This is a genomic window from uncultured Chloroflexus sp., assembly GCF_938091255.1.
Classification (GTDB): Bacteria; Chloroflexota; Chloroflexia; order Chloroflexales; family Chloroflexaceae; genus Chloroflexus.
On sequence record NZ_CALLJH010000014.1, the window covers coordinates 12,794 to 35,025 of the forward strand.

At 58.1% G+C, this 22,232-nt stretch carries 18 protein-coding genes and 1 tRNA gene; 10 read left to right on the forward strand and 9 right to left on the reverse strand.

The features are described 5' to 3' along the window. Nucleotides 1-34: 34 nt before the first annotated feature. The 6 genes from Q1A00_RS05945 (at nucleotide 35) to ftsH (ending at nucleotide 7,816) form a co-directional block, all read left to right on the forward strand. The gene (locus Q1A00_RS05945; protein ID WP_299755825.1) at nucleotides 35-1,552 is read left to right on the forward strand and encodes a hypothetical protein; all 1,518 of its coding nucleotides are present in this window, start codon (nucleotides 35-37) and stop codon (nucleotides 1,550-1,552) included. Nucleotides 1,553-1,858: 306 nt separating this feature from the next. Then, entirely contained in the window at nucleotides 1,859-2,968 is a 1,110-nt protein-coding gene (locus tag Q1A00_RS05950; RefSeq protein ID WP_298400685.1) for an STAS domain-containing protein, read from the forward strand. 400 nt (nucleotides 2,969-3,368) lie between these two features. After that, nucleotides 3,369-3,443, forward strand: a tRNA-Met gene (locus Q1A00_RS05955). Nucleotides 3,444-3,533: 90 nt separating this feature from the next. After that, a complete protein-coding gene (gene tilS, locus Q1A00_RS05960; RefSeq protein ID WP_299755725.1) occupies nucleotides 3,534-4,955 on the forward strand; it encodes a tRNA lysidine(34) synthetase TilS in 1,422 nt (473 codons plus the stop codon). Nucleotides 4,956-4,957: 2 nt separating this feature from the next. Then, complete coding sequence (gene hpt, locus Q1A00_RS05965; RefSeq protein WP_298400680.1) at nucleotides 4,958-5,500, forward strand: hypoxanthine phosphoribosyltransferase; 543 nt, start codon at nucleotides 4,958-4,960, stop codon at nucleotides 5,498-5,500. Between the two features lie 345 nt (nucleotides 5,501-5,845). Next, a complete protein-coding gene (gene ftsH, locus Q1A00_RS05970; protein WP_298400678.1) occupies nucleotides 5,846-7,816 on the forward strand; it encodes an ATP-dependent zinc metalloprotease FtsH in 1,971 nt (656 codons plus the stop codon). Nucleotides 7,817-7,902: 86 nt separating this feature from the next. On the opposite strand, the gene Q1A00_RS05975 is transcribed toward ftsH, so the two are convergent. From Q1A00_RS05975 to Q1A00_RS05985, 3 genes are all read right to left on the reverse strand, one after another. Beyond that, the gene (locus tag Q1A00_RS05975) at nucleotides 7,903-8,427 is read right to left on the reverse strand and encodes a hypothetical protein (RefSeq protein ID WP_298482255.1); all 525 of its coding nucleotides are present in this window, start codon (nucleotides 8,425-8,427) and stop codon (nucleotides 7,903-7,905) included. Between the two features lie 77 nt (nucleotides 8,428-8,504). After that, the gene (locus Q1A00_RS05980; protein ID WP_299755730.1) at nucleotides 8,505-10,952 is read right to left on the reverse strand and encodes a hypothetical protein; all 2,448 of its coding nucleotides are present in this window, start codon (nucleotides 10,950-10,952) and stop codon (nucleotides 8,505-8,507) included. Nucleotides 10,953-10,992: 40 nt separating this feature from the next. Further along, a complete protein-coding gene (locus Q1A00_RS05985; protein WP_299755732.1) occupies nucleotides 10,993-12,960 on the reverse strand; it encodes a PAS domain S-box protein in 1,968 nt (655 codons plus the stop codon). Nucleotides 12,961-13,271: 311 nt separating this feature from the next. Between Q1A00_RS05985 and ffh the strand changes: the two genes are divergently transcribed. From ffh to rimM, 4 genes are all read left to right on the forward strand, one after another. Continuing rightward, on the forward strand, nucleotides 13,272-14,624 hold the full coding sequence (ffh, locus tag Q1A00_RS05990; RefSeq protein WP_299755734.1) for a signal recognition particle protein: 1,353 nt from the start codon (nucleotides 13,272-13,274) through the stop codon (nucleotides 14,622-14,624). 119 nt (nucleotides 14,625-14,743) lie between these two features. Continuing rightward, nucleotides 14,744-15,013: a 30S ribosomal protein S16 gene (rpsP, locus tag Q1A00_RS05995; protein WP_298400665.1), complete on the forward strand. Its 270-nt coding sequence runs from the start codon at nucleotides 14,744-14,746 to the stop codon at nucleotides 15,011-15,013. Nucleotides 15,014-15,036: 23 nt separating this feature from the next. Further along, nucleotides 15,037-15,264: a KH domain-containing protein gene (locus Q1A00_RS06000; RefSeq protein WP_066782385.1), complete on the forward strand. Its 228-nt coding sequence runs from the start codon at nucleotides 15,037-15,039 to the stop codon at nucleotides 15,262-15,264. 62 nt (nucleotides 15,265-15,326) lie between these two features. Beyond that, nucleotides 15,327-15,836, forward strand: a complete 510-nt coding sequence (rimM, locus tag Q1A00_RS06005) for a ribosome maturation factor RimM (protein ID WP_298400660.1) — start codon at nucleotides 15,327-15,329, stop codon at nucleotides 15,834-15,836. 6 nt (nucleotides 15,837-15,842) lie between these two features. Here the strand turns inward: rimM and Q1A00_RS06010 are convergent, their stop codons facing one another. The 6 genes from Q1A00_RS06010 to Q1A00_RS06035 form a co-directional block, all read right to left on the reverse strand. After that, on the reverse strand, nucleotides 15,843-17,843 hold the full coding sequence (locus Q1A00_RS06010) for a response regulator (protein ID WP_298400658.1): 2,001 nt from the start codon (nucleotides 17,841-17,843) through the stop codon (nucleotides 15,843-15,845). Between the two features lie 25 nt (nucleotides 17,844-17,868). Further along, nucleotides 17,869-18,489, reverse strand: a complete 621-nt coding sequence (hisIE, locus tag Q1A00_RS06015) for a bifunctional phosphoribosyl-AMP cyclohydrolase/phosphoribosyl-ATP diphosphatase HisIE (RefSeq protein WP_299755739.1) — start codon at nucleotides 18,487-18,489, stop codon at nucleotides 17,869-17,871. Nucleotides 18,490-18,585: 96 nt separating this feature from the next. Beyond that, nucleotides 18,586-20,103 (reverse strand): bifunctional phosphoribosylaminoimidazolecarboxamide formyltransferase/IMP cyclohydrolase, encoded by a 1,518-nt coding sequence (purH, locus tag Q1A00_RS06020; protein ID WP_299755742.1) that lies wholly within the window; start codon nucleotides 20,101-20,103, stop codon nucleotides 18,586-18,588. Nucleotides 20,104-20,194: 91 nt separating this feature from the next. Next, nucleotides 20,195-20,995: a DUF4388 domain-containing protein gene (locus Q1A00_RS06025; RefSeq protein ID WP_298400651.1), complete on the reverse strand. Its 801-nt coding sequence runs from the start codon at nucleotides 20,993-20,995 to the stop codon at nucleotides 20,195-20,197. Nucleotides 20,996-21,043: 48 nt separating this feature from the next. Then, nucleotides 21,044-21,631 carry a GTPase domain-containing protein gene (locus Q1A00_RS06030; protein WP_066782374.1) on the reverse strand — a complete coding sequence of 196 codons (588 nt, stop codon included), beginning with the start codon at nucleotides 21,629-21,631 and terminating at the stop codon, nucleotides 21,044-21,046. Nucleotides 21,632-21,697: 66 nt separating this feature from the next. Next, a complete protein-coding gene (locus tag Q1A00_RS06035) occupies nucleotides 21,698-22,192 on the reverse strand; it encodes a roadblock/LC7 domain-containing protein (RefSeq protein WP_015941405.1) in 495 nt (164 codons plus the stop codon). Between the last annotated feature and the right edge of the window lie 40 nt (nucleotides 22,193-22,232).

Consider the following 22,232-nt stretch of genomic DNA (forward strand, 5'->3'; position numbering starts at 1 on the left):
CTGAGCATCGCTTGATAGCAAGGAGATGTTCTTGATGCACGAGGAAGGGTTGCAGTTCGTCCCCGCGCCTGATGGTAGACGGAGTTCAACGCATGCCAATCTCGCCATTTGCAGCGCCGCACTGACCGGCATCGATCCCGACGCCGTGACGGCACTGCACCAAGAAACCAACTGGCGTCGCCGGTACCCCCGCTATGTGCGCGCACTAACGGAAGCTGCCGCAGTCGATCCGGCGCAGGCGCTGACGATGGCGACTGCCGGATTAACCGCTGCTTGGCAGCAGGTTGAATGGCTGCGCAATGGCACGTCTGCCCCTCTTGCTGAGGCGATGCGCTGGCCTCAGCTCCATACGATGTATACGGCGGTGTTGCACGGTCGCGGCCCTCACCTGATCGAACCCTTTTCAATCCCGTATCGCGGCCAGTGTCTCTCCGGCGCGGCGCTGCATGCGCAGATTGCGCATTGGGAAGCTGCTGGGATTATCGAACCCGGTTGCGCTCGCGCCCTGTTGCGGGTGCTGGATCATCCCGAATGGCTCGACCTTTCTGATCGCACACTCGTGTTACTTGGTGCTGGCGCTGAAGCAGGGCCGCTCGCTATGCTTGCTCGCTGGCGCGCGAATCTTATTGCGGTCGATGTGCCCGATCCGGCGCGCTGGCAGCGAATCGTCGAAGTGGTGCGCGCCGGCAATGCTCGCTTGATCGCGCCATCGTTGCAGCCAATTTCGCCTGACGCTGATCCAGATGAGTGGTTGCCGGTCGCTGGCGTTGATTTGCTCAGGCACGCGCCCGAAATCGTGACATGGCTGCTCTCTTTTGAGCGTCCGCTCGATATTGCTACGCTCGCCTATCTCGACGGTGAACGCCACCTGCGTGTCGCTTTGGCTATGGATGCGATCGTTGCTACCGTCAGCGTTGCCCGCCCCGATACGACCTTGATGACGATGGCGACCCCTACTGATATGTTCGCCGTCAATGAAGAGACGGCGCTGGCGGCGATGCGCAATGCGGCCAAGGCCTATCCATTGGGAGAGACTGCGGCAGCGATTGTGCGCGCGCTTAGCGGCGGGAGGTTGCTGCAACCGCATGTGCGCGAGTTGATCGCCAGCACTAATGGCAAACGCTATGGGATCGTCGACTGCCTGTTCCTTGAACAGGGGCCGAACTATGCCCTTGCTAAACGCTTGCAACAGTGGCGAGCGATCATTGCGCGTGCTGGTGGTCAGCGTGTCTCGATGAATGTGGCTCCGGCGACGATGACTCAGTCGGTGATCAAGAACCCAGCCCTCCGGGCTGGCTATAACGGGGCTAGTCTGTTCGGGGTTGAGATCTTTGCCCCCGAAACGACCGGCGCGCTGATGGCTGCGCTCTGGGTGCATGACCTTCGTTGCCGTGATTGCGCCGCCAATCCTGACATTCCCCTCGATCATCCGCTCGAACTACTAACCGCCAACGCTAACCACGGTGGTCTCTGGCGCAATGGCTTTTTGCCTCGTACTGCACTGCCGTTGGCGGCGCTCGTAGGGTTGGTACGTTCACCAGTACATTCTTAGCGCCGCCTTGGCAAGTTGGCTTGGTAATGAGCCGGATCGGATCCCTTATCGAAAGCGTTAGCCGTCTTTGATACAGAATGTGCTGTCGCACATTGTCAAAAGAGATGGGTGGATCAAGGTAGTTTAACCCCTGCATTTTAAGGAAAAAATCACTATAATGAAACATATTCGCTCCTCATCGGATGAGCAGGAGTATCCTTGTAAACCTATCATTGTGAACGCTATTAATGCTTGCGAGCCTCCAGCGCTAACCCGCTCTCGAAATAGGTTCCCGGTACCGCGATCGTCCGTTGCAAGGAGAGCCTTATGTGGGAACGTTTCGCTGCACTCACAACTGTCAAACACGCCCGCACCCCTGACGAACAGCGCCGCGGTCAAATTCTTGTATCTCTGTCGTTGGGGATTGTCGCTATCTTAGCGACAGTTGGCCTGACGTTAACGCTTCTTGCACCGACGGTCGGACGATTTATTAATCTAGGCCTAGCTATCCTTGTGTTTGCCATGGCTGCCTTGCTCGGTCGGCAAGGATTTATTAATATTGGTGCGTATATTCTTATTATTGTTAGTGGTTTGGGGGCTATAAGTGGTATTTTTCTAAATCCAAACTCGCCTTTTAATCTATTCTATCTCTTGATTTGTGTTTTATTGGCGAGTATCTTGCTCACAGCCAACCAAATATGGCTTGTACTTGGTATGTGTCTACTTACACTAGTTGGTGCGATGACTGTCATTCCTCCCGACATAAAAGAACAAACGCTTCTTCCACTTGCAATATCTCATCTAGCGGTGCTCCTTACTGTCAGTGCGTTGATAACATTCATTGGTGCGCGCAGTCTTGATACTGCACTTGCTGAGGCACGGAGACTACGTCAGCAGGCTGAGGAAGCAAATCAGCAATTAGCGCAGACAAATGCCCAACTTGAAACACGTATCGTTGAACGAACCGCTGAAATCCAACGACTCGCCGATGAACAGCGTGCAACGATGGCACAGTTGGCTGAAGCCCTGCACAGGCAACAACAGTTAAATCAACTGCTGATCAAACTTGATGTCCCAATTATTCCGGTTAAGCATGATACGCTGGTTGCACCGTTGATTGGGACCCTCGATACTCCGCGTATTCAGCACTTGCTTGAAGCATCGCTAAAGGCTATTGAAGAGATGAATGCGCGCACGTTGGTAATCGATACGACTGGTGTTGCCGTAATTGATACTCATGCTGCGGCGGGATTGTTGCACGTTGCGCAAGCGGCGCGTCTGATGGGCGCCACTACCATTTTGGCTGGTATTCGGCCAGAAGTTGCCCAAACGCTGGTCAGCTTAGGCGTAGATTTGTCGCTGATCCGCACGGCGTCTACGCTTGAGGCAGCGCTAGAGATGGTCGAGAGTCGGATGTATCGTCGGAGCACCTCTTGAGCCTGATACCCCGTAGGAGCGCACAGCAGTGCGCCGTTACGTGCTGCGTCCGGTGCCGGTAGGGGCGGGTCTCAGACCCGCCCCTACCGCTACGCGCTGCGCCTCCTCGCCAAGATAAGGGTGCCCCTCTCCCCAGCAGGGAGAGGGGGGTGAGGGGGTGCGCCGGGCGAGGTGCTGGGGCAGACGAAGGTGGCGATTGTATCGGGGGGGCGCCTCCTCGCCAAGATAAGGGTGCCCCTCTCCCCAGCGGGGAGAGGGGGGTGAGGGGGAATTGCGCAATGGTGTAGCAGAGCGGGGAAGGTGGCTTTGAAACCCGCCTCTGCCGGCCCTCTATGCAATGATAGGGAGGTGAGGCCGACGCTTGACTAATGCTCACATCAGTGATACACTTGGGAGCTGTGCCGGGGTAGCTCAGCGGTAGAGCAAACGGCTCATAATCGTTAGGTCGCGGGTTCGAATCCCGCCTCCGGCACCACAATGCCGGTGAGCATTGCTCACCGGCGTTTCAGTTCAAACCCACGCTGCCTAACTACCTTCCCCTGCAATTGAAAATAGCCGCTGATCTATGCTCAATCACCTGCGCCAGTTTCTGTGTACTGAAGGTTTCGGGCAGTCGTCAACCCGCTTGTTAGTAGCCGTTTCCGGTGGTGGCGACTCGCTCGCTCTGCTCCACATGCTCTACACGCTGCACATGACCGGCGGGCCGGTTCCAATCGTCGCTCACCTCGATCACGGGTTGCGCGGGGCCGAGTCGGCGGCAGATGCAGCGTTCGTGGTGGCAACAGCGACTTCATGGGGGCTGCGCGTCATCGTTGAGTCGGCAAACCTCCCGGCGGGGACAACGGCGGCGACGGCGCGTGCGGTTCGCTATGCGTTCCTTGCTCGGACTGCTACTGTCGAGCAGGTCGATGCGGTGCTCGTTGCTCATCAAGCCGATGATCAGGCCGAAACGGTGTTGATGCATCTGTTGCGCGGCGCGGGGCCAGCTGGCTTACGCGGTATGCGACCGCGCGTCGAGTGGCCGGAATGGGCCGCGCCGGCTATTGCCGCGGGCCAAGCGCCGCTCCATGGCCCGCCATTGCTCCGCCCCCTGCTTTCGATCAGGCGGGCTGCGCTCGCTGCCTATTGTGCTGACCACGGTCTTACTCCTCGCCAAGACCCGACAAACCATAACTTACACTCCTTACGTGCTCGCATCCGCCATCAATTGTTACCAAAACTGGCCGCCGAAAACCGGCATATTACCGCTGCGCTTGGCCGGACCGCCCGCATCTGCGCCGAAGACTACGATTTTATCCAACAGGCGCTGGCGGCACAGTGGCCGCTGCTCATCGCCGAGCAGCGGCGTGGTCTCATTGCATTTGACCGCGCTGCTCTGCGCGCGTTGCATCCATCATTGCGCCGCTATGCCCTGCGCCGCGCGATTGCCGAACTCGGCGACGAAGAGCCGAGCCTTGCCCAAATTGATGCGGCCCTGTATCTGGTGGCCGGGCACGCTGGCAGCCAGATGCGGCTTACCCCGCAAGTGACGCTCGTTTGTGATCAACAGGTGGTAACGCTGCGCTTGCCTACCGCCGAACCGTCTTCCGTGCCGCAGATTGCCGAACCCGTGTCGTTGCCTGACAATGGCAGCGTGCCGTTGGCCAACGGCTGGCAATGTGTTGTGCGGGATTATCCCCCTGCTCACCTCGATCGCTGGTGGCTAGGGTTGGCCCGCCCTGCGGTTGGCCCACTCTCGCTGCGCCCGCGCCGCGCCGGCGACCGTATGCGCCCCGCCGGTGCGCCCGGCAGTCGTCGTGTGCAAGATATCTTTGTCGATCTGCACGTACCGCGCGCGTTGCGTGATGGTTGGCCGTTGCTCGTCGCTGCCGACGGTCAGATCCTCTGGCTGGCAGGGTTGCGCGTCGCTGCTGGGATTGCCGCAGTTGAACCAAATCAGGCTACAATGTGGATCGGAATGGTTGCTCCCGCTACGAAACAGGAGTAAGTATGCGCCAAGACATTGACTATGTATTGATTACCGAGGAACAGATCAAGCAGCGCGTTGCCGAGCTTGCCGCCGAAATCACCGCCACTTATCGCCCGCTCCACGACCTGCTCTTAGTGGGGGTGTTGAAGGGGTGTGCAATGTTTATGGTCGATCTCGCACGTGCGATCGATTTGCCCTTAGCCATCGACTTTATCGCTGTTGCCAGCTATGGCACCAGCACTGAGTCATTTGGCGTCGTGCGCCTGATCAAAGACCTTGACACCGATATTACTAATCGCCATGTGCTTATTGTCGAAGATATTATCGACAGTGGTTTAACTCTTGCCTACCTACGTGGTCAACTGTTACGCCGCAATCCGGCTAGTCTGCGCATCTGCACTCTCCTAAATAAGCCTGAACGCCGCACCGCCGATGTGCCAGTTGATTATGTCGGTTTCAATATTCCCAATGCTTTCGTCGTTGGTTATGGCCTTGATTATGCCGAACGATATCGCAATTTGCCGTTCATCGGTGTTCTGCGCCCCGAGGTCTACCTGTCGTAACACACCGGAATGTCCCCAAGCCGCACGGCAGTGCGGCACCATTACCAGACGCACGGCAGCGCGACTCCTAATCACCCGTCGGTTGACTAACCGTTGGGATGGAACCGCCGCTTGCCCGGTCGTCCATCCGTATATATGTGATCCAGATCACATTCTGACTGTGATCTGTTCCCTTGCCTCTGCCGATCGGCTGATGCTATAATTCCAATACGGATGGCATGCGTAACACCATGTTGTCACGTGCAACCTAAAATTCCTCGTAGTCGGGGCATGTCCCTCTGAATCGACTGATCCAGCATGGTATCAGAATCGGGTACTGAGGCAACCCCTCTAGAAAGATGATGTATGGGTGATAATCGTTGGTTAAAGAATAGCTTTGTCTACCTCATCATTCTGGTCGCTGCACTGGCGCTGTTCTTCCAGTATCTAGGGCCGGGAGCAAGCCAGACGGAAGAAAAAGGCATTGCTGATGTGATTGCCGATGCTCAGGCTGGTCTGGTGCGCGAAATTCAAGCCCAAGCCGGCGATGAGCAGATTGTGGTGACGTATAACGATGGCAAGAAGTACCGCTCGCGCCTTGAGTCGGCTGATAGTGTAATGCGGTTGTTGGCCGATTATGGCGTGCCGCTGCGCAACGAGCAAGGTCAGCGCACGATTAACGTTATTGTGCAGCCGGCGCCGGCGTGGGGCGGCTTATTAAGCATTTTTACCATTCTCTTGCCAACCCTGTTGTTGATCGGTTTCTTTGTCTTCTTTATGCGCCAAGCGCAGGGCAGTAACAATCAGGCGATGTCGTTCGGCAAGAGCCGGGCCCGTATGTTTGCTGGCGATAAGCCGACGATCACCTTTGCCGATGTTGCCGGCCAAGAAGAGGCCAAGCAAGATTTGGCCGAGGTGGTTGAGTTTCTCAAGTTCCCAGATAAGTTCGCTGCCCTCGGTGCGCGCATTCCACGCGGCGTGCTCATGGTCGGCCCGCCCGGCACCGGTAAGACGTTGCTCTCGCGGGCGGTGGCTGGCGAGGCAGGGGTGCCCTTCTTTAGCATCTCTGGCTCCGAGTTTGTCGAAATGTTTGTCGGCGTTGGCGCTTCGCGCGTCCGCGATCTGTTCGATCAGGCTAAGCGGAACGCTCCCTGCATCGTCTTTATTGACGAAATTGACGCCGTGGGCCGCCAGCGCGGTGCTGGCTTAGGTGGTTCGCACGATGAGCGTGAACAGACGCTCAACCAAATTCTGGTTGAGATGGACGGCTTTGATACCAATACCAACGTGATCGTGATTGCTGCCACCAACCGGCCTGACGTGCTCGACCCGGCGTTGGTGCGCCCCGGCCGCTTCGACCGGCAGGTTGTGCTCGATGCGCCCGATGTGCGGGGCCGGATCGAGATTCTGAAGGTTCACGTCAAGGGTAAGCCGCTGGCTGAGGATGTCAACCTCGAAGTGATCGCTCGCCAGACTCCCGGCTTCTCTGGCGCTGATCTGATGAACGTGGTGAATGAGGCGGCAATTCTGGCTGCGCGTCGCTCAAAGCGCAAGATTAGCATGGCTGAATTCCAAGATGCGGTTGAGCGCGTCGCGATCGGTGGCCCTGAGCGTCGCTCGCGGGTGATGACCGACCGCCAGAAGTTGGTGGTGGCCTATCACGAGGCTGGGCATGCGATTGTCGGCGCAGCTATTCCCAAGGCCGACAAGGTGCAGAAGGTGACGATCATCCCGCGTGGGCAGGCCGGTGGTTATACCCTCTTCCTGCCCGATGAAGATAGCCTGAGCCTGCGCACGGTCTCGCAATTCAAGGCGCGGCTGGCCGTCTCGCTGGGTGGTCGGGTTGCCGAAGAGATTGTCTTTGGGAGTGAAGAGGTGACGACCGGCGCTTCCGGCGATCTAGTGCAGGTGACCCGCATCGCCCGCGCAATGGTGACTCGCTACGGGATGAGCCAGCGCCTTGGCCCGATTGTCTTCGGCGAGAAGGAAGAGCTTATCTTCCTTGGCCGCGAGATTAGTGAGCAGCGCAATTATGGCGATGAGGTGGCCCGCCAGATTGATGAAGAGGTGCATGCGATCGTCAGTGAAGCCTACGAGACGGCGCAGCAGATCCTGCTTCAGAACCGGGCTGTGCTCGACGATATGGCCAATGCGCTGATCGAGTATGAGACGCTCGACGGCGAACAGCTTGAAGAGCTGATCCGGCGGGTGAAGCCGCTGGCGCTCGATCTGAGCAAGACCGGTGGTACAACGCCAAACGGTCGCAGCAGTGATCGCTCGGCCCAGCCCGATGCGCCGCAGATGGGTCTGGGTGGGCCTAATCCGCTGCCAGCGTGACGTGCACCCGAGAGATGACCATTGGAATGTAGGTGTAAGGGCGGGTTTCAAACCCGCCCTTAGTGATCGCTATGGCGCTAGTCGTCTTATCCCGCCTCGGTCAGATACCAGCGACCATCAACCCGGATGACTGGCAAGCCGCTTTCTTCTCGCCCGATTAGTCGCAATAAAGCGCCGTTACGCTCAAGCAGCAGGTTTCCCTCATTATCACGCCAACGCACCGTTATAACGGCATTCGCGATCTCCACCAACGCGGTGCGGTCATCGGCGCGCAGCACCCGGGTGCGATCGTAGCTAATTGTTACCTCGGCCCGGCTGCCGCGTGTCGGGCGGGTGTTTGCGCTGGCAAACCCATCAAGCATCTCGCGCATGACTTGTCGCTGATCGGCGCGCTCGCTGGGGGCAAAATAGCTGGCGAGCCGGTTGGCCCACATCTGTCGCGTTGCTGCCTCGTTGAGCGCGGGGTCAGCCAGCGCAGCATTAATATCTTCGAGAAAACTTTCAACTACCGCTTCGGGAGTCACGCCGCCTAGACCAACATTCTCATCGAGTGCCACTGCGCCGCAACCGCCGAGGAAGAACCCAAGTACGAGCCAGAGAACCATTGCCATACTGGCTGTGTTGCGCCAAGGGTCGCTGTGCATCATTCGATTGAACCCCATCACCTTTACGCGCCGGTGCGTTCAACTCATGGCTGCGCTTCGTCTCGAAAACTCCGCGGTGGCGGCGGCAATTCCGCCCGCGCAATTACGTTGCCGCTGGCAAAGTAGATCACCGGTCGCGCGCCGCTGGTATCTACACTCAACGCGGTGAGTTGGCTTAGGTTGATCTCACCATCAGCCCGCACGCGAAGTTGTTGGATCAATGCGCCAGTACGCTTGTCAAGTTGTAAGATACGCTCGTTGGCCGGTTCGAGCATAAAGATAAAGCCGGCATCGGGTGCGCCCGTGATCACAAAGCGTGTCACTTCTGTAATGAGCGGTGAGACGTTGGCCGGCACAATCTGACCAACCAGTTGCCCGAAACTAAAGACCAACACCGTCCCGTTGGTTTGCAATAGATAAATACTGCCATCCACTGCCATATCAATGGCAGACAATACAGCAGCATCGCGGGTGACGCCGGGGTTGAGCCAAAATTCCGGTGTGTCGCCGTAACGGCCGGAAGCAAACTTCAACACCTCACCTGCTTGTGCCCCCCACACATAGAGATTGCCGGCGTACTCTTCCACATCTAGCCGCTCTGGGGTGGGCCAGATTTCCGAACTCCCCAGCTTCGAGTAGTTCCACGTGTCATTCTGGCGAAAATAGTAGCCGAACCCGTTTGGCGCTTGATCGATGGCAACTACTTGATCAATTCGCCAGAGCGCCGCGCGCAGCGACCCGACAATTGCTGCGCCAACCGGTTGGCCGGGTTCGAGGTAAGGTTCTGGCGGGCCGCCATCGCGTGGAATCCGGTACAATCGCGCTGCATCGCGATCGCTATCGAGCGCGTAAAGGTAGCGCACGATTTCGAGTCGGTTGGGATCGCTTACGCCACTGAGGGCTGGCGGCACAATCACCGTGGTAAACACACCATTCGGCAACGGGTGTCGCGCCAGTACAACCGGTTCAAGGAACGACACCCGATCCACTGCGGCCAGCAATCGTTCGTACTCGCGTTCGAGTTCGCCAAAGCGCAGCCATAACCCCGGATTAGTCACTGTTATCTCAGCGCTCGCGCGGGCTGCTTCGATCGCCTGTTGGGCTATTTGTAATGCCTCACGTGCGGCGACTTCATTGGGTGCGGTGCGCACCGCTGCTACCCGTTCTTCCGCGGCTACCAGATATTCGGTGGCTAATTGCAGGTTATTGCGCTGCGACAGATTCATTCCATATACCACGGCTCCAGCCACCACTAACACCGTGATCAGCAACAACTGCCACGGGAAGGGCGGCGCTGTGCGCCGGTAAGTGAGGCCTCGTCCACGTGGAACGTAACTGCTGACCGTGAGCGATTTACGGCGTAGTTGGCGCTCGCGCCGCCATTCGCGCACAATGTCGTTGAGTGCGAACCATGGCCATGCTAGTCGCTCGCGCCACGTCATTGTAGATGGTGGGCGCACGAGCTGGCGTAAGCCATACGGGCGGGCATCGGTCAACGTATCGCCAAGATCGATCGGCAGCCGTGGCGGGTCTTCGCCCAACGTGCTTGACGGCGGTAACGGCGTTGCCCGTTGCGCAACCCGTTCGGCTAGGGGTTCGCCGAGATCAATTGGGGCGGGGCGTGGCAACGGGTTTGGTGAGAAGGTCGGTTGTGGTGGTGGCGCTGCCAGCGAATCAGGCGCCGGTGTAGGTTGGTGGGCTGGCAGATCGGGCGCGCGCCGGAACCAGTTCGCTAATCGGCGCGCGGGTGCTGGTGGCGGTGGTGCAACCGGTTGCGGCTGAGGCGTTTTGAAGGTTAACGCGAGCAGTTCGATGGCCGCCAGTTCGCTTGCCCGCTCATAAGCAGCGTCTAGTATCGCCGCTGTGTCGCCGCTAGCTAATAAGGCCGCCATCGTTGGTGGGTCAAACCGGGTTACCAACGCGCTGCTGCTCAATAACAGCGCGTCTCCCGGTTGCACCACGGCCCGGAAAAACTCCGGTTCGACAAACAGGCTGGCACCTAGCGCTCCGGTCAGCGCTACATGCGCTACATTCACTTGGGCCGGATCCCAACTCGGATGGGTTGGAATAGCGCGCAATGTGTTGCCGGTGCGCAAGAAGAGCTGCGCCGGCTGCACTTGGGCAATAAAGAGATCGTTGCCCAACAACGCTGCCGCCGTCACGCCTACGGTAATCCGGCGGTCTGGCGCGCAGCGCATATTATCCTGATACAACGCTTTGTTGGCGGCGACAATCGCCAATCGCAGCGCCGATGCGGCGCTGGTAGCGTCGCTTTCATAAAAGGTCTGGCGGATGGTCTTGGTGACGATCCGGCAGGCATGTTCAGCGCGCTCGGTTGGCCCAACCGGTTCGCACAGCACCAACAATTGCCCGCGAGTAATTGCCACGGGCTGGTGCAGCACGGGAGTTACGACCAGTGTCCGCGCGCTGTTATTGAGGATCGTGCCGGCCACCGCGACGCGCTGGCCTGTTTGTAGCTCAAGCGGTTGCATACCATGGCGATTATACCAGAAGAAACGCAACCGCTGCCGGTTATGCTCTCGCTACGGGTTGGCGGGCTGTTAGCATACGCCGCTTCAGGGCATAATCAATCCCCTCTTGCAACGTCGCTTTGGTGATCACCTCGCGCAATTCCGCGCCAATATGCACCAAGGTCTGCGCGATTTCCGGGCTAATCCCGGTCAAGATGACTTGCGCGCCCAACATACGCGCCGCCTGCGCTGCCCGCATCAACGCACCGGCGACTTGGGTGTCAACCACTTTCACGCCGGTAATGTCAATAATTGCCACCTGTGCGTGATGTTCAGCTACGCCGTAGAGCAACGTCTCCATGACCTGTTGGGCGCGGCTGCTGTCGATTGCGCCAATCAGGGGCATTGCCACCACGCCATCGGCAATTGGCATTAGTGGCGTGCTCAATTCACGCAATGCTGCCTGTTGGGCCGCGATCACCTGCTCTTGCATCGCTTCCCGCTCACGTTCAATCCGGCGTTGTTCGGTCACATTGCGTGCCAGTACCAGCACATCATCATTACTCGCGACCATGCGCGCTTCATATTCCTCAAGGTGATCGCCAAAGTCAATCTGATAACTGTACGATTGCATTTCACCGGTGCGGCGCAGTTGCTCGATGTGATAAAGCACCTGTTCGGACAATGCTGGCGGTAACACATCGCTGACACGGCGACCCAAGAACACCTCTGGCGGCACGATAAGGGTGCCGCTGCGATCAGTTTTGTAATCGAGAAAGACGCCGTCGTTGCTGAGCAAGAACATCAGATCAGGCATTGCCTCAAGCAATGCCCGGTTGCGCCGCTCGCTGGCGCGCAGCTCCTCTTCGGCGACTAATTGCTCGGTAATGTCGCGATTAAGCGAAGCGTAGCCGGTCATATTGCCATAACGATCGCGCAAGGCTAATGCTGAAGCTTGCACGGTTACTAATGCTCCGTCGCTGCGCACGTAGCGCACCGTTTCGCGCAGCGTCTGCCCTTGGGTGACGTGTTCGGCTATCTTGGCCAGTTTGTCCAAATCCGGTGTGTATATCAATTCTGCAACTGATGTCCCGACCAATGTTTCGTGCCCTAACATGGCACAGAGCGCCGGGTTGGCATATGTAATAATCAGGTTCAGATCAGCAATCGCAATCCCATCCGGCGCATTCTCAACCAAGAGCTTAAAGGTGCGCAGCTCCTCTTCTTGGCGCTTGAGGGCAGTAACATCTTCATAAAAGCCGATTATCCCAATCACGTCACCATCGTCTCGCAATGGTATCTTACCGGTACGCAGCCAGATCACCGAACCATCGCTTCGGCGCAGCGGTTCTTCGACGTTCAATTTCGGGCCGTGCTCCATCACCATCTGATCGTCGGCCCGATACTCGGTTGCCTGATCGCGCCACGGCATGTCAAAATCGGTGCGCCCAACAATCTCCTCTACCGTCTGTAATCCGCCATCAGCGGCAAAGTGCCGATTGCAGCCCAAAAACCGGCCCTCGCGATCTTTCCAAAAGACCGCTTGCGGTAGGTTGTCAATCACGAGTTGTAACATTAACCGGCTCTCTATCGCCGATCGCCGAGCTTGTTGCAGTTCGCTAATGTCGTAGGAAAGAGAGGTGGCGCCGCAGACGTGGCCGTGCTCGTCGTAGTGCAAGGTGATCGCCCATTGTTTGTGGAAGACGCGGCCATCACGGTGCAGAATACGGTTTTCGATGGTTACAGTACGTTGACCGCGTTGCACCCATTCAATAAAGGCTTGCTGCGCTCGTTCGCGGTCATCGGGGTGAAGAAAATCGAGCGATTGCCGGCCAATCACCTCTTCCGGCGGGTAGCCAAAATAGTAGGCCGCCGCCGGATTAACATACGTAAATACTCCTTGCGCGTCAACTTCCGTGATGAGCTGATCGGTCGTCTCGACGATGCGTTGAAAACGCGCAAGCTGCGCCACTCGCTCGCGTAAGTGCGCGTTTTCAGCCTGCAATGTGGTAAGGTCGGTTAGCGCCATGACGACCCTCCTGTCAAGTGGGGTTGGAAAAGCGGAAAGCAGATGGACGCGACGTGGCGGGGGAAAGCAGAGATGAAAAGAACCGGCAAACGCGGCCGAAGACTTAAATAAGTATAGCAGAGGGTAGATTGTGCGTCAAAGGTATGTATGGATTATCCCGCCTGTGGGACAACCCGCTTTCGCCAGCCTAAATATGAATCTCTTCCGCTGGGTATCAAGCAATCTCATTCAATCTGAGATTGACGCCAGCGCCGCTCGCTCGTACAATGCAATCAGCATAACCAATAACTATCACGAAACGAGTATAAACTATGTTTGAAAGCCTGTCCGATCGATTGCAAGCCGTTTTTCAAAAACTAGGCAGCAAAGGCGTCCTAACCGAGGAAGATGTGCGCGAGGCGATGAAGCAGGTGCGCTTAGCCCTGCTCGAAGCCGACGTCAACTTCCGCGTGGTCAAAGATTTTGTCGCCAAAGTGACCGAGCAGGCGATTGGGGAAGAGGTAACGAAGAGCCTCACCCCGCACCAGCAGGTCATTAAGATTGTCCATCAAGAGCTGATCAACCTGTTAGGCACTGAAAACGTGCCCTTGCAAGAGGCGCGCCCCGGTCCGACGGTGATTATGCTGGTCGGTTTGCAAGGTACCGGCAAGACGACCCTCGCCGCGAAGCTAGCGCTGCATCTGCGCAAGAAGGGTAAGCGCGTGCTGCTGGTGGCCGCCGACGTGTATCGCCCGGCGGCAATTACCCAGTTGCAGGCCTTGGGCCGCCAGCTCAACATTCCGGTCTATAGTGAGGGGGTGCAGGCCAGCCCGCCGGATATTGCTGAACATGCGCTTGAACATGCCCGTAAAGAGCTGTTTAATGTAGTGATTATCGACACCGCCGGTCGTTTGCAGATCGACGAACCGCTTATGCAAGAGTTGGAGCAGATCGAGGCACGCGTCCATCCTACTGAGCGGTTGCTGGTCGTTGATGCCATGACCGGCCAAGAGGCCGTGCGCGTCGCCGAGACGTTTAATCAGCGCGTCAAGCTGACCGGCGTAGTGATGACCAAGATGGACGGTGATGCCCGCGGTGGCGCGGCGTTGTCGGTGCGTGCCGTTACGGGGGTGCCGATCAAGTTTCTCTCGACCGGCGAGAAGGTTGACGGCAATACACTGGAGGTCTTTCACCCCGACCGGTTGGCGTCGCGCATCCTCGGTATGGGTGATGTGCTCTCGCTGATCGAACGGGCCGAACAGCTCTACGACGCCGAGCAGGCCAAGAAGATGCAGAAGCGGCTGAGTAAGGGTGAGTTCGATTTTGAAGACTTCCTCACCTCGCTCCATCAGATGCGCAAGTTGGGGCCGTTGCAACAGATTATTGCGATGATCCCCGGCCTGAACCAGTTGGCCCGCAACGAGGAATTGCTCGATGAGCGGCATGTCAAGCGGGTCGAGGCGATCATCTTCTCGATGACGCCGGAAGAGCGGCGCCGCCCGGAAATCATTAAAGGCAGTCGGCGCAGGCGGATTGCGCGCGGTAGTGGCACGTCGGAAGAAGAGGTGAGCCAGCTAGTCAAGCAGTTCCAACAGATGCAGCGCATGATGAAGCAGATCGCCGGCAAAGTCGGCAAGGGCCGCGGCAGCATCGATCCCAACGAGCTGCTGCGCCGGTTGCGCTAAGGCCGTCCGGTTGTGTCTACGCGCCTGTTTGCAACGCTCGCGCCAATTTATGCTATACTATATGGCTAGTGTGTGATAAGTGTGTGATATTGGTCTACGAATGAGGAACGATACGATCTATGGTTAAAATTCGTCTGCGCCGCACTGGTAAAACCAAGCAGCCCAGCTATCGCATTGTCGTCGCCGATGCGCGTTCACCGCGCGATGGGAAGTTTATTGAGACCATTGGCTATTACCTGCCTACGCGCCAGCCCAAAGTGCTGGAGGTGAATGCCGACCGCGCTCGCTACTGGCTCAGCGTCGGCGCGCAGCCGACCGAGGTGGTAGTCAAGCTGTTCCAACGGCGCAACATTCTCGATGAGCAGGGTAAAGTGATAACGGAAGCCTAATCGTCAACGATGGAGAGAGCTCGATGAAGGCGCTCCTCGAATATATTGCCCGTAATCTGGTTGACACCCCCGAAGCCGTGCGCATCAAAGAGCGTACTGGTCGCTTTACTGTTACCTACCAATTGACCGTTGCTCCCTCGGAAACCGGCAAGGTGATCGGGCGCAACGGGCGGGTGGCGAAGGCAATCCGCGATTTGATGGGTGTGGCAGCGGCTCGCCAGAAGAAGCGGGTTCACGTTGATATTGAATAACGGTACTTAGCGGGCAGCCGGCCGGCGCAAGCGACTGGCCGGCTGTTTTGGCATGTCGAAATATGGACGATCTTTTGTACATTGGTGCGCTTGGCGCTCCGTTTGGCGTTCGCGGCCAGATTAAACTCCATTCAATTTCGAGCCATCCCGAATACCTGATTCGCCATCTGCGCACCGTCTTCATCGGCCCCAAGCGCATCCCGCATCAGGTGACACGCCTCTTTTTACACAAACCGGGGTTACTTATCATCCAATTGCAGAGCGTTACCGATCGCGATGCGGCTGCCGACCTGCGCGGTGCCGAGGTCTACATCGCCGCTGCTGATGCCGCGCCGCTGGCTGCCAATGAGTTCTTTTACCACGATCTGATAGGGCTGCACGCGGTGACTGATACCGGCGATGTGATCGGTAAGGTGCGCGAGATACTCGAAACCGGCGCGGGCGAGATTGCCGTGATTGCGCGTGACGGTCGTCCTGATGCCCTCGTACCCATGGTGCGCGATTTTATCATCGCGATCGACCTCGGTGGCCGCCAACTTGTCATTCGCCCGATTGACGGCTTGCTTGACTAGGGCCTGCTAATGTGACACCGGCAGCACAACCCGGAAGGTAGTACCTTGATCCGGTTGGGAATGCACTAGCAAATCGCCGCCGTGAAAGTCAATGATGCTATAGCAGAGCGGCAACCCTAGCCCTAGCCCGTCAAACCGCGTTGAATAGAAGGGTTCAAAGATCTTTGGTACCTCTTCTTGCGCAATGCCCACGCCGGTGTCGCTGATCTCAAGGATGACGGCTGGATCGGGCAGTGGTTGGCGCGTCCCGCCGCCGGCTCGCCAAAAGAGCGCCCGATCCGGCTCGCCGTCAGGCGGTCGCAGGTAGGTGCGGATGCGCAGTGTGCCGCCGTTGGGCATAGCCTCGATCGCATTTTGCACCAAAGTCTGGCAGACCTGCTTGAGATGCCCGATCACGGCTGTTACCCACGGCAGCGTTGAGGTTAATTCACCGATATACTTGATGCCGCGGGCCATCATTGTGGCGCGATAGGTAGCAATCACATCATGCACCACCTGATTGAGATCCACTGGTCGCCGCCCGTCGAGGTTGGGGCGCGAAAGGTCGAGAATGCGCTGCACGCGGTGGATCAGACTATCGAGTTCGGCAGCCGCTTTGGTCAGGTAAAGATCACGGCGATCGGGGGGCAAATCGTGATTGCGCAACAACCGCACCGTATTCGAGAGGGCTTGGAGCGGGTTATTGATCTCATGCGCCATAGAGGCTGACAAGCGTCCAATGGCGGCCAATTTTTCGGCTTGAGCCAGCTCGCGCGCCATACGTTGGCGTTCGCTAATATCACGGGCAATGACCAAAAAAAGCCGTTGATCACCATCGGGGACAACGCTCACGCTTACGGCGACCGCCGTCTCGTGGCCGGCAGCAGTGCAGAGCATCGTTTCGATCTCGCTCTGCTCGCTCCGGCCATTGACGGCGGTGCCTAGCAATTGGGGCAAGGTCGGCAAGAAACGGCGCGGATCGAGCGCCAACAACTCTTCACTGCTATACCCCGATAAGCGAGCCAGCGCCAGATTGGCATCGAGCACCGTTGTGCCGGTGGCATCGAGCAAAAGCACCGCATCGCTGGCGTGGCGCAAGAGGGCGCGGTAGCGCGCCTCTGAACGCGATACTTTGCTATAGAGGCGCACATTTTCCAACGCAACTGCCGCTTGGCCGGCCAAAAGCTGCAACAGCTCTTGATCGGCGATAGTAAAGGCAGCGTGCGGGGTAGCTTTGGCTGCATTAAGCACCCCAAGCGCCCGCTCGCCGGCCATAATCGGCACTGACAGCGCCGTGGTCAATTCCGGCGCGAGCAAGTGTTGGTGGAGTTCGGCAAACCACGGTGATGTTGTTACTTGCGTATCGATCAGCAATGGCTGACGATGCTGAATCACCCATCCCGATAAGCTGTGCGCAACTGGCACAAGCGTGCCTATGCCCACTGTGTCAGGCAAACCGGTGCAAGCGACGATCCGCAATGCCTGTTCGTCAGGTTCCAGCAACATTAATGAGGCGCGCTCGGCGTTTATCTCTACCCGTACCGTCTCGATGATCAGGGCATAGAGCCGTGCCAGATCTAAGTCGGCCAACAGGTGCTGGCTGATCTGTAAAACGGGGCGCAGTGCAGCGACCCGGTCACTTACCCGCACTGCTTGCCGTTTCGCTACCAGCTCGCGGGCAATCTCAGCTAGCTCATGTGGGCGGAAGGGCTTGATGAGCAGACCGCGCGCACCTAGCCGCATTGCGTAGGCGATCTGTTCAACCGAGGCTACCCCGCTGGCAATCAATATCGGCACGCTAATGTCTCGCAACCGGATCTGCTCGAGTAGTTGCAGCCCATTTACCTCTGGCATGGCGAGATCAACCATGATGAGGTCGAAGCTTGACTGGTCGAGCGCTTCAAGGGCCATTGGCGCATTTGCCGCTGTCGTGACGACAAACCCGGCTCGCGCCAGCGTCTGCCGGCACAGATCGCGCAACTGCGGATCATCGTCTACGACTAATACTCGCCCAGCCCAACTACTCATAGCGTTAGCCAGTAATCTCCGTTGATTACGAGGAAGCGTAGCGGCGGGCCAATTCGGCCCACACTGCCTCGGCGCTCATGCCTTGGTTCTCAAGCAAGACCAGACAGTGATAAATCAGATCGGCCAGCTCATAGGCGACTTCTGCCGGATTGCCGTTCTTGGCGGCAATAATGACCTCTGCCGCTTCTTCACCAATCTTTTTGCCGATCCGATCAACGCCGCCGTGTAACAGCTTAGCCGTATACGACTCGGTAGGGGCCACATCACGGCGGTCGTGGATACGGTCGGCTAGCCGGGTCACGATGGCGACCGGCGGTACCGGGCCGGCGACTTCGGTCTCATCGAGATCGCGGAAGAAACAACTTGGCCGGCCCGTATGGCATGTTGGGCCGGCCGGCTCTGCCAACACTAATAGCGCGTCACCATCACAGTCTTGCCGCATTTCGACGACGCGGAGGGTGTTACCGCTGGTTTCCCCTTTGCGCCACAGGCGCTGGCGTGACCGACTGTAGAAGGTGACAAAGCCGCTTTCGAGCGTTGCGACCAGCGCTTCCGTGTTCATATAGCCGAGCATTAACACTTCGCCGCTGCGAGCATGTTGCACGATGACTGGCAAGAGTTCGTTGTCACGCATCTGTACCATCATAGAGTCTCAATTCTCCGTATTGGTGCGGATGATCCGCTTGTGTTGGCGGGCGCACCGCCGTGGGTTTAGGCCGCACGGCCGTGTGGCGCGGCCCTACTAGTGGCGGAAATGGCGGCGGCCAGTGAAGACCATCGCGGCGCCGGCGGCGTCGGCGGCGGCAATAACCTCTTCGTCGCGCACGGAACCACCGGGTTGGATGATGGCGGTTGCGCCGGCGGCAATCGCCGCTTCGACCCCATCGGCAAAGGGGAAGAGGGCGTCGCTTGCCACCACGCTGCCGCGCAAATCGAGACCAGCCTGTTGCGCCTTCCACACCGCCAAGCGTGAGCTGTCAACCCGGCTCATTTGGCCCGCGCCGATGCCTAGGGTGCGATCGGCGGCAGCATAAACAATCGCGTTCGATTTAACGTGCTTAACCACTCGCCAGCCGAAGCGCAATGCCGCCACTTCAGCATCGGTCGGCGCGCGCTTGGTCACAACGCGCCACTCCTCCTGAGCGAGGGGCGCGTGATCCGGTTCTTGCACCAGCACCCCGCCGGGCACGCTGCGGATCTGCCAATTCCCGGCGCTCGTTACTGGGCGCAGGCTGCGTAATAGCCGCCGGTTCTTCTTGCGCTGCAACAGTGTGAGCGCGTCAGGCATAAACTCCGGCGCGATGATAATTTCTGAGAAGATCTCATTCACCGCCTCAGCGAAGGCAAGGTCAACCGGGCGGTTCACAGCGATAATCCCGCCAAACGGCGCTTCGCGGTCGGTGGCAAACGCTGCCTCCCACGCGCTACGCAGATCGCGACCAATAGCCACGCCACAAGGGTTGGTATGCTTAATAATTGCCACGGCTGCGCCTTCGGCAACGGGGAATTCCTCGATCAACTCTTGGGCTGCGGCTGTATCGAGGATGTTATTGTAGCTCAGCTCTTTGCCGTGCAACTGCTGGAAGAAGGCGCCGAAATCGCCGTAGAGGGCTGCTGCCTGATGCGGGTTCTCGCCGTAACGGAGCGGTTGGTATTTGCGCCATGCCAGCGGCAACACGTCGGGCAGCGGTTCAGTGCGGAGATACGCGGCAATCGTGGCATCGTACTCGGCGGTATGGGCAAAAGCTTTGGCCGCCAGTCGTTGCCGTTCTGCCAATGGCACCTCGCCGGCGCGCAACCCGGCCAAGACAGCGTCATAGTCAGCCGGATCGACCAGCACCAGCACTGCCGGGAAATTCTTGGCGGCTGCTCGCAACAACGCGACGCCGCCGATATCGATCTGCTCTTGGGCTTCAGCCATAGAAACGCCGGGCCGGGAGATCGTTGCTGCGAACGGGTAGAGATTGACCACCACCAAATCGATTGGTTTGAGATCGTGAGCAGCCAATTCGTCTAAATGCGCCGGCAAATCACGGCGAGCGAGCAGACCGGCGTGAATGGCCGGATGCAGCGTCTTGACGCGACCATCGAGAATTTCGGGGAAGCCAGTGACCTCGCTTACCGCTAGGGCCGGAATGCCGGCTTCGCGGAGCACACGCTGCGTTTGGCCAGTGGAGATAATCTCAACGCCCAATGCGTGCAACGCCTGTGCAAACTCAACGATGCCCGACTTATCGTAGACGCTCATTAATGCGCGCACGACACGCTCCTCAATATACAACTGCGGCACCCAGAATCAAAAACCTGCCCGAAGCGACGGGCAGGGTCGCGCGTTGCCATTGTACCACAGATCAAACGAGCAACTCGCGAGCGCGCTCGCGGAGTTGGGCAGCGGCTTGCCCTGCCCGATCAGCGCCGATCAACCGGCGCGCTTCAGCTTCAAAAGCATCAGCGGCGGCGAGCATCTCGGCCGCCGAAGCGCGAGAGGGGTCGATCACACCGGCGATCCGGTACGCTTCTTGCAACAGCACATTCGCGCCGGCACCAAGGTAGCCGGCAGCAATCTGCTCAAACTCCGGCGCCAACGACTCACCGGCGGCGGCCTCGCGCCGCTCGATCAACCCGCTCTGCATCAGCTTGGCGATTATCTCGCACGTGCGCACTTCGCCAAGGCCGCTGCGCTGGGCGATTTGACCAACTGTCTGCTTGCCATTGATCATCGTCAGCACGCGCCACTCTTCTGCGCCAAGGCTAATCTCTACACTACCGGAGGCCGGGTTTGGTACCAGCCGGGGCACCATCGCCAACGTTGGCCCAGCCTCTTGTTGCTGAGACCACGTCTCTTGGCGATGCACTCCCTCCATAATGATCGACTCGTTGCTCGCGGTAATGGTGACCTGCGGCGACGTCACCCCTTCGTGGAAGCGGAAGGGGCCGCTAGTGACCGTAAAGAAGGCATAGACTGCTTCGAGCGGCTCTAAACCGGGCAATTTCGCATCGACAATTTTGCCATCTCGAAAAAAGATCCAGCCTGTCAGTTTTTGCCCGCCACGGCGGCCATCAATCTCAACTCCGCCGGTCTTTTTACTCAATTGTAATAATTGGATAATGTCAGTGAGTGAGAACTCACTCAGATCGCCTGCCAGCGCCATAGGTGCGCCTCACCTCATCTACCGGCTGCAACGCTGCTTTGGCTAGCGCTACAGCTTACTGATCACCACCCGGCTAATAGCGCGCAACGTCTCGAACACCCCCACCCCCTTGGTTGCAATCGCCTCAATCCGCGGCCAATTCATCTTGTTCACGCCGAGGAAATGATCCATCATTGCCACCGGCGCCAACACATCGGGCGGTAAATCACGCTTGTTGTATTGCAATACGATCGGGAAATCAGCAAACCGCTTATTTTGGCGTGTGATATTTTGTGCCAACTCGCGCAAGCTATTGATGTTCTCTTGCATCTTGCCCTTGTGCGAATCGGCCACAAACACCACGCCGTCGGCGCCATTCAGCACCGCGACGCGGGTGCGTTCATAGAGCACTTGCCCCGGCACGGTGTAAAGGTGAAAACGGGTCTGAAACCCGCGCACCTTGCCAAGGTCAAGCGGCAAGAAGTCGAAGAAGAGCGTTCGTTCCGTTTCAGTCGCAATTGAGAGCAGATCGCCTTTTACTTCTTTTGGTACTTGGCTATGGATGTACTGCAAGTTGGTGGTCTTGCCGCACATACCGGGGCCGTAGTAGACGATCTTGCAATGTATTTCACGCGCAGCGACATTAATCAGAGCCATACATTCTCTCGCGTAGCCGGTCGAACGCGAGCGCCGACACGGCCAATCGGCAGGGCATGAGCGCGGCTAATCGCGGAACAGCAGATCGATTGTGTCTTCCATTGACGTGCGGAATGCCGAGCCAAGCACTTCATCGCGGGCTTTGTGCTGCTGGCGCACCCGCTCGAGCACGGCGGCCAACTCATCGGTCGCCTTCTTGGTCAAGACCTTCACCAAGCCAATATGCGTCCCTTTATTAAAGATGATGCACAGAATCCACTGCTCTTCGATCAGGGCGATAAAGATGTTTTCACGCACGCCTTGTTGGAACGAGGCGCGAAAATCGCGTTCGCGCAGCAGTTTGGCAACTTCGCGCGAGGAAGCGAACACGCCGGCTATCAATGCGCCGAGCGCAGTAATGTCTTGCCGGTCGCCATCGCCCTTTGAAGAGATGACTTGGCCGCTTTTGTCGAGCAAAAGGGCGTAATCGCTGCCGGTGTCTTCCACCAAACGGGCAAGACACTCTTCAATCTGAGCGATCTCTTCTGAGGGCACGATGATACTAGTCAACTGAGGATCCATCGCAGCCTACCTTCACGTCTGAGAATGGCGAGAGTCGATG

What these genes read in the sequence shown, in the direction of transcription:
- Q1A00_RS05945 (WP_299755825.1), top strand. Translation starts at nt 35, where the DNA reads ATGCACGAGGAAGGGTTGCAGTTCGTCCCCGCGCCTGATGGTAGACGG.
- Q1A00_RS05950 (WP_298400685.1), top strand. Translation starts at nt 1,859, where the DNA reads ATGTGGGAACGTTTCGCTGCACTCACAACTGTCAAACACGCCCGCACC.
- tilS (WP_299755725.1), top strand. Translation starts at nt 3,534, where the DNA reads ATGCTCAATCACCTGCGCCAGTTTCTGTGTACTGAAGGTTTCGGGCAG.
- hpt (WP_298400680.1), top strand. Translation starts at nt 4,958, where the DNA reads ATGCGCCAAGACATTGACTATGTATTGATTACCGAGGAACAGATCAAG.
- ftsH (WP_298400678.1), top strand. Translation starts at nt 5,846, where the DNA reads ATGGGTGATAATCGTTGGTTAAAGAATAGCTTTGTCTACCTCATCATT.
- Q1A00_RS05975 (WP_298482255.1), bottom strand. Translation starts at nt 8,427, where the DNA reads ATGGCAATGGTTCTCTGGCTCGTACTTGGGTTCTTCCTCGGCGGTTGC.
- Q1A00_RS05980 (WP_299755730.1), bottom strand. Translation starts at nt 10,952, where the DNA reads ATGCAACCGCTTGAGCTACAAACAGGCCAGCGCGTCGCGGTGGCCGGC.
- Q1A00_RS05985 (WP_299755732.1), bottom strand. Translation starts at nt 12,960, where the DNA reads ATGGCGCTAACCGACCTTACCACATTGCAGGCTGAAAACGCGCACTTA.
- ffh (WP_299755734.1), top strand. Translation starts at nt 13,272, where the DNA reads ATGTTTGAAAGCCTGTCCGATCGATTGCAAGCCGTTTTTCAAAAACTA.
- rpsP (WP_298400665.1), top strand. Translation starts at nt 14,744, where the DNA reads ATGGTTAAAATTCGTCTGCGCCGCACTGGTAAAACCAAGCAGCCCAGC.
- Q1A00_RS06000 (WP_066782385.1), top strand. Translation starts at nt 15,037, where the DNA reads ATGAAGGCGCTCCTCGAATATATTGCCCGTAATCTGGTTGACACCCCC.
- rimM (WP_298400660.1), top strand. Translation starts at nt 15,327, where the DNA reads ATGGACGATCTTTTGTACATTGGTGCGCTTGGCGCTCCGTTTGGCGTT.
- Q1A00_RS06010 (WP_298400658.1), bottom strand. Translation starts at nt 17,843, where the DNA reads ATGAGTAGTTGGGCTGGGCGAGTATTAGTCGTAGACGATGATCCGCAG.
- hisIE (WP_299755739.1), bottom strand. Translation starts at nt 18,489, where the DNA reads ATGATGGTACAGATGCGTGACAACGAACTCTTGCCAGTCATCGTGCAA.
- Q1A00_RS06025 (WP_298400651.1), bottom strand. Translation starts at nt 20,995, where the DNA reads ATGGCGCTGGCAGGCGATCTGAGTGAGTTCTCACTCACTGACATTATC.
- Q1A00_RS06030 (WP_066782374.1), bottom strand. Translation starts at nt 21,631, where the DNA reads ATGGCTCTGATTAATGTCGCTGCGCGTGAAATACATTGCAAGATCGTC.
- Q1A00_RS06035 (WP_015941405.1), bottom strand. Translation starts at nt 22,192, where the DNA reads ATGGATCCTCAGTTGACTAGTATCATCGTGCCCTCAGAAGAGATCGCT.